15 protein-coding genes are annotated in these 12022 nt (G+C 73.6%); 12 read left to right on the top strand and 3 right to left on the bottom strand.

The window, feature by feature from the left end; genetic code table 11:
* From CTKZ_RS07710 to CTKZ_RS07665, 10 genes are all read left to right on the top strand, one after another.
* Positions 1 to 1864: chemotaxis protein CheA (locus CTKZ_RS07710; RefSeq protein ID WP_148090469.1), on the top strand; the 1864-nt coding region annotated here is incomplete at its 5' end.
* Positions 1861 to 2280: a chemotaxis protein CheW gene (locus tag CTKZ_RS07705; RefSeq protein WP_124342403.1), complete on the top strand. Its 420-nt coding sequence runs from the start codon at positions 1861 to 1863 to the stop codon at positions 2278 to 2280. The genes CTKZ_RS07710 and CTKZ_RS07705, both read left to right, overlap by 4 nt.
* A 95-nt stretch (positions 2281 to 2375) precedes the next feature.
* A complete protein-coding gene (locus CTKZ_RS07700) occupies positions 2376 to 3998 on the top strand; it encodes a methyl-accepting chemotaxis protein (protein WP_124342402.1) in 1623 nt (540 codons plus the stop codon).
* 56 nt (positions 3999 to 4054) lie between these two features.
* Positions 4055 to 4474 carry a type 1 periplasmic-binding domain-containing protein gene (locus CTKZ_RS07695; RefSeq protein ID WP_124342401.1) on the top strand — a complete coding sequence of 140 codons (420 nt, stop codon included), beginning with the start codon at positions 4055 to 4057 and terminating at the stop codon, positions 4472 to 4474.
* On the top strand, positions 4471 to 5607 hold the full coding sequence (cheB, locus tag CTKZ_RS07690; RefSeq protein ID WP_124342400.1) for a chemotaxis-specific protein-glutamate methyltransferase CheB: 1137 nt from the start codon (positions 4471 to 4473) through the stop codon (positions 5605 to 5607). Before CTKZ_RS07695 ends, cheB begins: the two co-directional genes overlap by 4 nt.
* Positions 5604 to 6542, top strand: coding sequence for a CheR family methyltransferase (locus CTKZ_RS07685; protein ID WP_124342399.1), 939 nt, complete (start codon positions 5604 to 5606; stop codon positions 6540 to 6542). The genes cheB and CTKZ_RS07685 overlap by 4 nt, the downstream gene beginning before the upstream one ends.
* Positions 6539 to 6922, top strand: coding sequence for a response regulator (locus CTKZ_RS07680; RefSeq protein WP_124342398.1), 384 nt, complete (start codon positions 6539 to 6541; stop codon positions 6920 to 6922). Before CTKZ_RS07685 ends, CTKZ_RS07680 begins: the two co-directional genes overlap by 4 nt.
* Positions 6919 to 7386: a chemotaxis protein CheX gene (locus tag CTKZ_RS07675; protein ID WP_124342397.1), complete on the top strand. Its 468-nt coding sequence runs from the start codon at positions 6919 to 6921 to the stop codon at positions 7384 to 7386. Before CTKZ_RS07680 ends, CTKZ_RS07675 begins: the two co-directional genes overlap by 4 nt.
* Before the next feature lie 76 nt (positions 7387 to 7462).
* On the top strand, positions 7463 to 7825 hold the full coding sequence (locus CTKZ_RS07670; protein ID WP_124342396.1) for a response regulator: 363 nt from the start codon (positions 7463 to 7465) through the stop codon (positions 7823 to 7825).
* Entirely contained in the window at positions 7822 to 8310 is a 489-nt protein-coding gene (locus CTKZ_RS07665; RefSeq protein ID WP_124342395.1) for a hypothetical protein, read from the top strand. Before CTKZ_RS07670 ends, CTKZ_RS07665 begins: the two co-directional genes overlap by 4 nt.
* Positions 8311 to 8316: 6 nt before the next feature.
* Here the strand turns inward: CTKZ_RS07665 and CTKZ_RS07660 are convergent, their stop codons facing one another.
* Both CTKZ_RS07660 and CTKZ_RS07655 read right to left on the bottom strand, forming a co-directional pair.
* Positions 8317 to 8574 carry a DUF2530 domain-containing protein gene (locus CTKZ_RS07660; protein ID WP_124342394.1) on the bottom strand — a complete coding sequence of 86 codons (258 nt, stop codon included), beginning with the start codon at positions 8572 to 8574 and terminating at the stop codon, positions 8317 to 8319.
* Positions 8575 to 8583: 9 nt separating this feature from the next.
* On the bottom strand, positions 8584 to 9189 hold the full coding sequence (locus CTKZ_RS07655; protein ID WP_235843391.1) for an arsenate reductase/protein-tyrosine-phosphatase family protein: 606 nt from the start codon (positions 9187 to 9189) through the stop codon (positions 8584 to 8586).
* A gap of 134 nt (positions 9190 to 9323) precedes the next feature.
* Between CTKZ_RS07655 and CTKZ_RS07650 the strand changes: the two genes are divergently transcribed.
* A complete protein-coding gene (locus CTKZ_RS07650; protein WP_124342392.1) occupies positions 9324 to 10823 on the top strand; it encodes an NCS2 family permease in 1500 nt (499 codons plus the stop codon).
* 7 nt (positions 10824 to 10830) lie between these two features.
* Here the strand turns inward: CTKZ_RS07650 and CTKZ_RS07645 are convergent, their stop codons facing one another.
* Positions 10831 to 11295 (bottom strand): VanZ family protein, encoded by a 465-nt coding sequence (locus tag CTKZ_RS07645; RefSeq protein WP_124342391.1) that lies wholly within the window; start codon positions 11293 to 11295, stop codon positions 10831 to 10833.
* A 127-nt stretch (positions 11296 to 11422) separates the two neighbouring features.
* Between CTKZ_RS07645 and CTKZ_RS07640 the strand changes: the two genes are divergently transcribed.
* Positions 11423 to 11947: a peptidase gene (locus tag CTKZ_RS07640; RefSeq protein WP_124342390.1), complete on the top strand. Its 525-nt coding sequence runs from the start codon at positions 11423 to 11425 to the stop codon at positions 11945 to 11947.
* Positions 11948 to 12022: the final 75 nt, after the last annotated feature.

Genomic DNA, 12022 nt, shown 5'->3' with positions numbered 1-12022 from the left:
GCCCGGCGCCGCACCCGCTCCGGTGCTGCCCAGCCCGCACCTCGACCCCGCCGCCCAGCGCGCCGCCGACGAGGCGCTCGAGGCGGCCGCCGTGCAGGCGCTCGCCGCCGCGGCGCTCGCCGACCTGTCGAGCGGGCACGAGTACCAGCCGACGATGGCCCCCGCGGCGGCGCCGCTCGAGGAGGTCGGCACGCTGCGCGGCGCGAGCGAGTCGTCGGTGCGCATCGACGTCGAGCTGCTCGACCGCCTCATGCGGCAGGTCGGCGAGCTCGTGCTGGTCCGCAACCGGCTCACGCGCCTCGCCGCCGAGTCGCAGGACGTCGACCTCACGCGGTCGGCGCAGCAGCTCAACCTCATCGCGTCCGAGCTGCAGGACGGCGTCATGCGCACGCGCATGCAGCCCATCGAGAACGTCTGGGCGAAGATGCCGCGCGTCGTGCGCGACCTCGCCGCGACGTGCGGGCGCGAGGTGCGCCTCGAGCTCGTCGGCGGCGACACGGAGCTCGACCGCAGCCTGCTGGAGGCCGTCAAGGACCCGCTGACGCACCTCGTGCGCAACGCGGTCGACCACGGCATCGAGCCGCCGGCCGAGCGCGTCGCCGCGGGCAAGCCGTCGCACGGCACGCTCGAGCTGCGCGCCTTCCACGCGGGCGGTCAGGTCGTCGTCGAGGTCCGCGACGACGGCCGCGGCATCGACCCGCAGAAGGTCGCCGAGTCGGCGGTCCGCAAGGGCCTGCGCACGCCCGAGCAGGTCGCGTCGCTCGGCCAGGCGGAGATGCTGGGCCTGCTGTTCCTGCCGGGCTTCTCGACGGCTGCGGCGGTCACGAACGTGTCCGGCCGTGGCGTCGGGATGGACGTCGTGCGCACGCGCATCGAGGCGGTGGGCGGCACCGTCGACGTCGAGTCCACCGTCGGCGTCGGGACGTCGTGGCGCCTGCGGATCCCGCTGACGCTCGCGATCATGCCGTCGCTGTCCGTCGAGTGCGACGGCGACGTGTACGCGGTGCCGCAGGTCCACGTGCTCGAGCTGGTCGCGCTCGACGAGCGCGCGGAGCAGGCCGTCGAGCACGTGCACGAGGCACCCGTCTACCGGCTGCGCGGCGAGCTGCTGCCGCTCGTGCCGCTGCACGACGTGCTCGGCCTGTCCGACGGCGAGCTCGCCGGGTCGCGGCCCGGGGTGATCGTCGTCGTGCAGGCGGACGACAACCGCTTCGGCCTGCTCGTCGACCGCGTGCTCGCGACCGAGGAGATCGTCGTGACGCCGCTCGCGGCGCAGCTGAAGTCCGTGAGCACCTACGCGGGCACGACGGTGCTCGGGGACGGGCGCGTCGCGCTCATCCTCGACATGCAGTCGATCGCCCGTGAGGCCATGCCGCGCGAGCACGAGCACGCGTCGGTCGGGCACGCGTCGACGGTGGTCGAGGAGACGCACGAGACCGAGCAGCTGCTGGTCGCCCGCATCGGCGAGGGCCGGCTGGTCGCGATGCCGCTCGCGGGCGTCGCGCGCCTCGAGCACGTCCGGTCCGACGAGGTCGAGACGGTCGGTGACCGCGAGGTCGTGCAGTACCGCGGCTCGATCCTGCCGCTCGCGCGCGTCGACAGCCTGGTCGGTGCGACGCCCGAGGACCGCGACGAGCTGCTGCTCGTCGTCTACGAGCGCGGGTCGCGCAGCGCCGCGCTGGTCGTCGAGGACATCGTCGACATCGTCGAGGACCACGCCGAGCACTCCGACATCGACGCTGCCGGGTTGATCGGCTCGACCGTCGTGCACGGCCGCGTGACCGAGCTGCTCGACCTGCCCGCCGCGCTGCTCGCCGCCGACCACGACTTCGAGTCCGACGACCTGCTGGAGGGTGCCGCGTGAACCGCTACGTCACGTTCACGATCGGCGACGACCTCTACGGCGTCGACGTGCTCCGCGTGCAGGAGGCGCTGCGCGCGCACGCCCGCACGCGGGTCCCGCTCGCGCCGCCCGGGATCGCGGGCGTCGTCAACCTGCGCGGCCAGGTCGTCGTCACGGTCGACCTGCGGCCGCGGCTCGGCCTGCCGGCGCTCGCGCAGGACGCCGAGCCGATGATGGTCGTCGTCCAGGTCGACGGCGAGCCGGTGAGCCTGCTCGTCGACGAGATCGGCGACGTCCTCGACGTGCCCGTCGACGACGTCGGCGTGCCCCCGGAGACGCTCGACCCGGACCTGCGGCCGCTCATCCGGTCGGCCTGCACGCTCGAGGACCGGCTGCTGCTCGTCCTCGACGTCGACGAGGCGGCCTCCGCGGCCTGAGCCGTGCGGGGGGATGTCGCCCCGACCCCTCACAGCACTGCCGACCCGGCCGATCTGGACGGACGACGGCGACGACGCCCTGACAAGGAGCACCGATGAGCAAGACCTCCCGCGACGGCGGCCCGCGCCGGCGCATGAGCCTGGGCAACCTGGGCATCCAGACGAAGATGATGCTGCTGCTCGGCCTCGTGGCGTTCGTCGCCCTGGGCTCGGGCGCCTTCGCCTACGTCGCCCTCCAGCGTGCCGCCCAGGACCTGCGGGACGTCGACGTGGTCGCCACCGAGGTGGCCGCGCTGTCGCGCTCGGTCGACGACGGCCAGCACAACGCGCGCCTCATCGTCGCCCAGATCGCCGCGGTGAAGAACCCGGTGATCCGCAAGGGCTGGGTCGAGCTGCAGCGGCGCAACGACATGGACATGGCCGAGGCCATCGAGGCGTTCGCGAACTCGAGCGGCGCCGACGGCAACGCGGCCTGGCCGGGCTTCGTCGAGTCGTACCAGAAGTGGGTCGTGCTGCGGGACGAGAAGGTCGTCCCCGCTGCGCTCGCGGACGACGCCGACGCGTACTCGTCGATCTCCGACACCGTGAGCCAGCCCGCGATCGACGACTTCGCGCTGAAGTTCGACGAGGTCGAGAAGACGATGGCGGCGGAGGTCACCGCGACCGCGGAGGCCGCGCAGGACCGCGTCGACATGGCCGGCTACATCCTCGGCATCAGCCTGTTCGCGGGCCTCGCGATCTCGATGTTCCTCGGCTTCAAGACGGCGTCGGGCATCCGCAAGAGCGTGTGGGACATGTGCCGCGCGCTCAACGGCATGGCCGTCGGCGACTTCACGCGGACCGTCCCGGGCACGTCGCGCGACGAGATGGGGCAGATGCGCGAGGCCCTCGGCCGTGCGCAGGCCGGCGTCCGCGAGACGCTCACCGAGGTCAAGCACACGGCGGACGAGGTCGCCGTCGCGGCCGAGCAGCTCTCCGCGTCGTCGAGCCAGGTCGCCGCCGGGTCGGACGAGACCAGCGCGCAGGCGGGCGTCGTCGCGGCCGCGGCCGCGCAGGTGTCGCGCAACGTGCAGGCCGTCGCCGCCGGTGCCGAGCAGATGGGCGCGTCGATCCGGGAGATCGCGCAGAACGCGACCGAGGCGACCAAGGTGGCGCAGGCCGCCACGGGCGCCGCGGCGAGCGCGAACGACTCGGTGTCCCGCCTCGGCTCGTCGAGCCAGGAGATCGGCAAGGTCGTCAAGCTCATCACGTCGATCGCCGAGCAGACGAACCTGCTCGCGCTCAACGCGACCATCGAGGCCGCGCGTGCCGGGGAGGCCGGCAAGGGCTTCGCCGTCGTCGCGGGCGAGGTCAAGGAGCTCGCGTCCGAGACGGCCAAGGCGACGGAGGACATCGCGCGCCGCGTCGAGGCGATCCAGGCCGACACCACGGGTGCCGTCGCCGCGATCGGCGAGATCGGCACGATCATCGCGTCGATCAACGACTACCAGCTGACCATCGCGTCGGCCGTCGAGGAGCAGACCGCGACGACCAACGAGATGTCCCGCGGTGTGGCCGAGGCCGCCACCGGCTCCGGCGAGATCGCCGCGAACATCACCGGTGTCGCCACGTCCGCCGCCACGAGCTCGGAGGTGCTCAGCCAGATGGGCGGGTCCGTCACCGAGCTGGCCCGCATGTCCGCCGACCTGCGCGAGCGGGTGTCGATGTTCACCTTCTGACCGAAGGTGCACCACCGCCGGGCCAGGGACGGCCCGCCGGCACGAAGGAGACAGGGATGTCGCGACGCAAGGCATGGGCGGCGTCGGTCATGGCGCTCGCCGTGGCGGCCGCGTTCGCCCACCAGACAGGTGGCGGCGAGGTCAGCGGCGACGCGCTCGCCCGGTGGCAGTCGACGCGCCTCGTCGGCGTGACGCTGCCGGCGACCGGCTGGGCCGTCGAGGGCGACGTGCTCGTCCAGCGCCTCGCGCAGCTCGGGTACGGCGTGCGCGTGCACTACGCGCCCGACTCGGCGACGCAGGTCGCGCAGGTCCGCCTGCTCGTCGACGGCGGCGCCGACGCGGTCGTGGCGGTCGCGGTGGCCGAGGGCACGCTCGACGACGTCCTCCAGCAGGCCCGCCTGCGCGGCGTGGTCGTTGTCCCGTACGAGGCCGACGTCGTGACGAGCGTCGAGGCGCAGCTCGGCGGCGCCGCGTGAGCCGGATCCGGGTGCTCGTCGTCGACGACTCGGTCGTCGTGCGGCGCATCGTGAGCGACGTGCTCGGGCAGGACCGGCGCATCGAGGTCGTCGGCATCGCGGCGAACGGCCGGCTCGCGCTCGCGAAGGTCGAGCAGCTCCAGCCCGACCTCGTGACGATGGACGTCGAGATGCCGGAGATGGACGGCATCGAGACGGTCGCGGCGCTGCGGGCGCGGGGCGACCGCATGCCGATCATCATGTTCTCGACGCTCACCGAACGCGGCGCGACGGCCACGCTCGACGCGCTCGCCGCGGGCGCGACCGACTACGTCACGAAGCCCACGGGCACCGCGTCCGTGCACGAGGCGCTCGCCCGGGTCGCGCACGACCTGATCCCGCGGATCGTCGCGCTCGTCCCGCGCACCGAGGACGTCGTCGACGTGCCCGCGCGGCCCGTGCACGCGGCGCCCGTCGCGACCGTCGTCGAGCACGTCGCGCCGCCCGCGCCCGGTGCCGAGCCGGTCACGCGGCCGATGCCGCCGGCGCACCCCGTGCAGCTCGTCGTCGTGGCCGCCTCGACCGGCGGACCCGACGCCCTCACCCGCGTGCTGCGCGGGCTCACCGTGCCGCCGCCCGTGCCCGTCCTCGTCGTGCAGCACATGCCGCCCGTGTTCACGCGGCAGCTCGCGGCGCGGCTCGACCGCGTCGGCCCCGCGACGGTCGTGGAGGCCGGCGACGACGAGCCGCTCGAGCCCGGGCACGTGTACATCGCACCCGGCGACCGGCACCTCGGCGTCGACACCCGCACCGGGATGCTGCGCACCGCGCTCGACGACTCGCCGCCGATCAACTTCTGCCGGCCCGCGGCCGACGTCCTGTTCCGCTCCGCCGTGCGCTCCGTGCGCGGCGAGCTGCTCGGCGTGGTCCTCACCGGCATGGGCGTCGACGGTCGCCAGGGCTGCGTCGACGTCGTCGGCGCGGGCGGGACCGTCCTCGTGCAGGACCAGCCGTCGAGCGTCGTCTGGGGCATGCCCGGAGCCGTCGCCACCGCCGGGCTCGCGCACCGCGTGCTGCCCGTCGACCAGATCCCCGCGGCCGTGGAGGACGTCCTCACCCACGCCACCGCCGACACCACCGGAGCGCACCGATGAGCCTCGCCCCCGACGCCTTCGCCTACGTCGCGGAGCTGGTGGCACGACGCGCCGGCATCAACCTCGACGCGGGCAAGGAGTACCTCGTGGAGTCCCGGCTCCAGCCGCTCGCGCAGCGGGCCGGTCACACCCGGGTCGACACCTACGTGCGCGAGCTGCGCACGGGCGAGCGCGAGGCGGACGTCCGCGCGGTCGTCGACGCGCTCACGACCAACGAGACGTCGTTCTTCCGCGACGGCGCACCGTTCCGCGCGCTCGCCGAGCACGTCGTGCCCGCGCTGCGCGGCGCGGACGGCACGCTGCCGCGGCTGCGGGTGTGGTCGGCCGCCTGCTCGACCGGGCAGGAGCCGTACTCGATCGCGATGACGCTCGCCGACGCCGTGCCGGACACGGCCGTCGAGATCGTCGCGACCGACATCAACGCGACCGTGCTCGACCGGGCGTCGCAGGGCGTGTACTCGCGGCTCGAGACCAACCGCGGCCTGCCGACCCCGATGCTCGTGCGGCACTTCGAGGCCGACGGCACCGGCTGGCGCGTGCGGGACCACCTGCGCCGGCAGGTGACGTTCCTGCGGCACAACCTGCTCGACGCGCCGCCGTTCGGCGGGGGCTTCGACGTGGTGTTCCTGCGCAACGTCCTCATCTACTTCGACCTGCCCGTCAAGCAGGCCGTGCTCGACCGCGTCCTCGCGGCGATGCGCCCGGGCGGGTTCCTCGTCCTGGGTGCCGCCGAGACGACGATCGGCCTCGACGACGGCTGGGAGCGGGTCCCGGTCGAGCGCGGCGCGGTCTACCGGGCCGCCGCCGTCCCCAGCCTGCTCACGCCCACCCTGCGGTCGTTCGCGCCCGCGCCGATAGCCCCCCTCGGTGTCGTGCCGTCCGCGCGCGTCGCCGCCGTCCCGCTGTCCGACAGCGTCCGAGGAGAGAGCCGATGAGAGCACTCGTGGTCGACGACTCGCGGACGATGCGCCGCATCGTCGCGAACGTCCTGGAAGGGCTCGGGTTCTCGACGACCCAGGCCGCCGACGGCCAGGAGGCCCTCGACGCCCTCCAGCAGGAGGGTGCCGTGGACCTCGTCACCGTCGACTGGAACATGCCCGTCATGGACGGGCTCGAGCTGGTCACGCACGTCCGCAAGAACCGTGAGTGGCGCGGCGTGACGCTCATGATGGTCACGACCGAGGCCGAGCAGTCCCAGATCGTGCGCGCGCTCGCGGCAGGCGCGCACGAGTACCTGATCAAGCCGTTCACCGCCGAGGAGCTGCGGGCGAAGCTCGACCTGCTCGGCCTCGTCCCCGTGGAGGAGACCGCATGAGCACCGACGTCGCGACCGACCAGGTCCTGCTCATCGCCCGTGACGTGTTCGCGTCGATGATCGACGGCGAGGACGGGCACCTGAACGCCTGGGAGGGCGAGACGCCCGCCGTCGAGGAGCCCGTGCACGCGTGGGTCGACCTGTTCGGCGAGCTGAGCGGACGTGCCGTCCTGACGACCGCGACCGCGACGGCGCACGACCTGGCCCGCGCGCTGCTCGGCCTGCCGGCCGACGAGGAGGTCTCGCACGAGGACCTCGTCGACGCGTTCGGCGAGCTCGCCAACGTCGTGGGTGGCAACATCAAGGCGCTCATGCCCGACGCCGCCAAGCTCGGCCTTCCCGCCGTCGCCGACACCGTGCCGCTGCTCGAGGGCGCGCTCCGCGTGCAGGAGCTCGCGCTGTCGTGGCGCGGCCGCCCGATCGTCGTGGAGCTCTGGGTGCTCCTCACCGGGGGCGGGCAGTGAGCCCCGTCCCCACCGTCCCTGGCACGACCGCCGCGCCGACCGTCCCGCGGCGCCGCACCGAAGGAAGGAACCGATCATGATCCGCGTCCTCGTCGTCGACGACAGCCGCGTCATGCGCCAGATCGTGATCCGCACGCTCCGGCAGGCGGGTTACGACTGGGACGTGCGCGAGGCGTCCGACGGTGCGGAAGCCCTCGCGGCCGTCCGTGCCGACGAGCCCGACGTCGTCCTGTCGGACTGGAACATGCCGAACGTGTCCGGCATCGAGCTGCTGGAGGCGCTGCGCGCCGAGGGCTTCGAGACGCCGTTCGGGTTCGTCACGTCCGAAGGCTCGCCCGAGATGCGGGCCACCGCGGACGCCGCCGGCGCGCTGTTCCTCATCGCGAAGCCGTTCACCGCGGAGTCGTTCCGCGAGGTCATCGAGCCGGTGCTGGCATGAGCGCGCAGACCCCGCTGGCCGGTGCCGTCGAGGTCCGCGACCTGCTCGAGAACCTCGTCGGCCGCGAGGTCGACGTGCTCACGGGCGCGACGAGCCAGGACCCGGCGAAGGGTGACGGGTGCCTGGTCGGCGTGTACCTCGACGACACGCAGCAGGTCGCCGCGCTGATCCTGCTCGACGTCCCCGCCGCCGCGTACCTCGGCGGGGCGCTCGGGCTGGTCCCGGTGAAGATGGCGCAGCAGGCCGTGAACCACGGTGGGCTGCCCGCGGGCCTGCTCGAGAACGCGAGCGAGATCCTCAACGTGCTGGGCTCGCTGCTCAACGCGGAGGGGGCGCCGCACGTCCGCCTCGACGTCGTCTACGAGCCGGGTCACCCGCTGCCCGCGGACGTCGCGCGGCACGTGCCGGCGTTCATGCGGCGCTGCGACCTCGAGGTCGACGTCGCCGGGTACGGCCGCGGAGGGTTCTCGCTGGTCGTCGTGTGACGACGGTCAGCGCTCGGGGGCGGTGCCCGGCTGCGGTCGCCGCCTCCGGGCCCACGCGAGCGCGCCCAGGCCGATGACGACGCCCGTCGCGCACACCACGGTCGGGACCCAGTCGGTCGCACCGGTCCAGCCGAGGACCGCGCAGACGACGAGCCCGGCCACCCACACGCCGGTGCCGACGAGGAGCACGTGCGCGAGGTCCACCTGCACGGGCGGGGGCGGCGTGCGCTCGGGGCGCAGCAGTCGGTCGAGGAGCGACGGCACGGGCGAAGCCTACGACCGGCGCAGGGTGCCGACGATCACGTCCACGGCCTGCGCCATCTGGTCGAACACGCGCGCGTAGAGCGCGTCCGACTGGCCGATCGGGTCGACGACGTCGTCCTCGTCGGGCGTCGCGTGCACGCGGCCGCGCTGCGCGGCGGCGAGGGTGGCGAGCGCCCGCAGCCGCTCGGCGGGTGTCGCGCCGGCCGCGTCGAGCTGCGCGGGGTCGACGAGCGGGGCCAGCCGCGCGAGCTCGCGCAGCGTGTAGGTGCGGCGCACGGCCGCGGGCACGAGCTCGACGACCGCGGACCGGTGGCTGCGTGTGAGCGCGAGCACGACGTCGGCCTCGCGGACCGCGGCCGCGTCGAGCTGCCGGGCGACGAACCGGTCGGCGACCAGCCCGCGGCCCGCGACCAGCGCCGCCATCTGCGGGCTCATCGCGGACCCGACGACCGCGCGCGTGCCGGCCGAGCCGACCTCGATCCCGCCGGCGGCCACGTCGCCCCGGAACGCGCCGCCCGCGCCCGCGGCGAGCAGGCGCTCGACGGCGGGGGAGCGGCAGATGTTGCCGGTGCAGACGGTGAGGACGCGCACGGGCGGGGCGGGGTCGACGGTCACGGCGACCATGATGCCCGGCGGGGGTGCGCCGTCCGGTACCGCCGGGCGGGCGTCGCGCTCGTCACTGTGTGACGTTCATGTTGCGGACGGTGGGAACCACCATGCGGACGCGATCGTTCTCCTACGATCTGCGCATGGCTTCCCCCTCCGCCCCCGTCGCGCAGGACGAGACTCCGGCGCCACCTCGCAACGCGGTCGACCGCTACTTCAAGATCACCGAGCGCGGCTCGACGATCGGCACGGAGATCCGCGGCGGTCTCGTCACCTTCTTCACGATGAGCTACATCATCGTGCTCAACCCGCTCATCATCGGCACCGTCCCGTCGGACGGCGGCAACGGCGCGTTCCTCGGCGGCGGCGACGCCCCGAACCTCGCCGCCGTCGCGGCGACCACCGCCCTGGTCGCGGGCGTCATGTCGATCCTCATGGGCGCCGTCGCGAACTTCCCGCTCGCGCTCGCCGCGGGCCTCGGCCTCAACGCCGTCGTCACCTACTCGATCGCGTTCCTGCCCGGCATGACCTGGCCGGACGCGATGGGCATCGTCGTGCTCGAGGGCCTCATCATCCTCGTCCTGGTCCTCACCGGCTTCCGCGAGGCCGTGTTCCGCGCCGTCCCCGTCGAGCTCAAGACCGCGATCTCCGTCGGCATCGGCCTGTTCATCGCGTTCATCGGCCTCGTCGACTCCGGCTTCGTGCGCATCCCGTCGAGCCTCGCGACGCCCGTCGAGCTCGGCATCGCCGGCTCGCTCGGCTCGTGGCCGCTGCTCGTGTTCTCGGTCGGCCTCATCACCGCGATCGTGCTCATGGTCCGCAAGGTCAAGGGCGCGATCCTCATCGCCATCGCGACCGCCACGATCCTGTCGATCGTCGTCGAGGCGATCACGAAGGTCGGCGCCGCGAAGCCCGACGGCAGCAACCCCGGCGGCTGGAAGCTCAACACCCCCGCGATCCCCGACCAGGTCGTCGCGACCCCCGACTTCTCGCTGCTCGGCCAGTTCTCGCTGTTCGGCTCGTTCGAGCGCATCGGCGCGGTCGCGGTGATCCTGCTGGTCTTCTCGCTGCTGCTCGCCGACTTCTTCGACACGATGGGCACCATGGTGGCCATCGGCGGCGAGGCCGGGCTGCTCGACAAGGACGGCAACCCGCCGCGCACCAAGCAGATCCTCGTCGTCGACTCGCTCGCCGCGGCCGCCGGTGGTGCGGGCTCGGTCTCGTCCAACACCTCGTACATCGAGTCCGCCGCGGGCGTCGGCGACGGTGCCCGCACGGGCCTCGCCGCGATCACGACCGGTGTCGCGTTCCTGCTCGCGACGTTCCTCGCACCGCTCGTCGACGTCATCCCGTTCGAGGCCGCCACCCCGGCGCTGGTCGTCGTCGGCTTCCTCATGGTCATGCAGATCAGCGGCATCGACTGGAAGAACTGGGAGGTCGCGATCCCCGCGTTCCTCACGATCGTCCTCATGCCGTTCGCCTACTCGATCACCGTCGGCATGGGCGCGGGCGTCATCGCGTTCGTCGTCATCAAGGTCGCGCTCGGCAAGGCGAAGGTCGTGCACCCGCTCATGTGGGGCGCCGCCGTGCTGTTCGTCGTGTACTTCCTGCTCGGCCCGATCAAGGACGCCCTCGGCGTCTGATCGCAGCTCAGCCGGTGGTGCGGGCCGGGTCCTCCTCCGGGAGGGCCCGGCCCGTCCGTCTCCGCGCGACGCGGCGGGCGACGAGCAGCACTGCGACGCCGAGGGCCGCGCCCAGGGTGTTCATGACGACGTCCTGGACGGTGGGGACGCGCGACGGGAGGAACGCGCGCTGCGCGAGCTCGATCGCCGCCGACGTCGCCGCGCCCAGCGCGACCGCCCACCACGCGCGCCTCAGCAGGACGCCGACCAGCAGGCCGAACGGCACGAACAGCACGACGTTCGCGACGGCCTCCGTCCCGGCGTACGTCACCGGGAGGCCGCGCTCCTGCAACCACGCGAGCACGGTCCTGACGAGGCCGAACGTGGCGTCCGGTGCCGGCTCGGGCCACAGGGTGAGGCGCGCGACGCCCGCCAGGTAGACGACCAGCACCGCCACGAGGGCACGGCGGCGGGTGGCGGGGGAGGACGTCACCTCGTCACGGTAGCCGTGACGTCGGTCGCGCCAGCGGTTTCCAGATGCCCGAGGCAGTTGTACCGTCGGACCGGGTGCCGTGTCCGTGCGCGGCACCGACGGCCTGGGGGAAGCCGAGGGGGCTCACATGTTCGTCCGACGTCACATCGCCGCTGCGCTCGTCGCGGGCGGCCTGCTCCTGTCCGCAGGGAGCGCAGCGACCGCAGCACCGAGCGATGACGGCTACCGCGCGCCGAGCGTGGTCGCGACCGTGTCCGACCCGACGCCCGCGCCCGGGCAGTCGTTCAGCTTCACCATCCAGCACACGCCGAGCACGCCTGTGACGCTCACGATCACGGCGCCGGCGTCGGTCCCGGACAGCGCGATCACGATCGCCGGCACCAAGTCGCTCACCAAGACGACCGACGCCGCCGGGTCCGTGACGTTCACCGTGACGCTCGCGCAGGCCGGCACCTACACGCTGACCGCCGTCGACGCGGCCACGGGGGCGGTCATCGCGACCGAGGTGCTCGCGGTCACGCCGACCGGGACGGGCGGCACGCTGAGCTCGACCGGTGCCGACGCGCTCCCGTACGTGCTCGGCGGCGTGACGCTGCTCGTCGTGGGCGCCGGTGCGCTGCTGCTCGCCCGGCACCGCGCCGCGACGCGCTGACCCGAGCACCGCGCACGCCGGCCGCGAGGACCGCGCCCGGCGTGCTGCGGCGCGCCGTCGGACGCCCGCGGCGGC

The sequence above is a fragment of the Cellulomonas algicola genome (assembly GCF_003851725.1).
Lineage (GTDB): Bacteria > Actinomycetota > Actinomycetes > Actinomycetales > Cellulomonadaceae > Cellulomonas > Cellulomonas algicola.
Note: the sequence above shows the minus strand (reverse complement) of the source record. Positions and strands in the feature narration are given on the sequence as shown.

Bases quoted from the DNA above. Each gene is read 5' to 3' on its own strand.
- CTKZ_RS07680 (WP_124342398.1), top strand. From the start codon at position 6,539: ATGAGAGCACTCGTGGTCGACGACTCGCGGACGATGCGCCGCATCGTC.
- CTKZ_RS07675 (WP_124342397.1), top strand. From the start codon at position 6,919: ATGAGCACCGACGTCGCGACCGACCAGGTCCTGCTCATCGCCCGTGAC.
- CTKZ_RS07665 (WP_124342395.1), top strand. From the start codon at position 7,822: ATGAGCGCGCAGACCCCGCTGGCCGGTGCCGTCGAGGTCCGCGACCTG.
- CTKZ_RS07670 (WP_124342396.1), top strand. From the start codon at position 7,463: ATGATCCGCGTCCTCGTCGTCGACGACAGCCGCGTCATGCGCCAGATC.
- CTKZ_RS07640 (WP_124342390.1), top strand. From the start codon at position 11,423: ATGTTCGTCCGACGTCACATCGCCGCTGCGCTCGTCGCGGGCGGCCTG.
- CTKZ_RS07650 (WP_124342392.1), top strand. From the start codon at position 9,324: ATGGCTTCCCCCTCCGCCCCCGTCGCGCAGGACGAGACTCCGGCGCCA.
- CTKZ_RS07695 (WP_124342401.1), top strand. From the start codon at position 4,055: ATGTCGCGACGCAAGGCATGGGCGGCGTCGGTCATGGCGCTCGCCGTG.
- CTKZ_RS07685 (WP_124342399.1), top strand. From the start codon at position 5,604: ATGAGCCTCGCCCCCGACGCCTTCGCCTACGTCGCGGAGCTGGTGGCA.
- CTKZ_RS07700 (WP_124342402.1), top strand. From the start codon at position 2,376: ATGAGCAAGACCTCCCGCGACGGCGGCCCGCGCCGGCGCATGAGCCTG.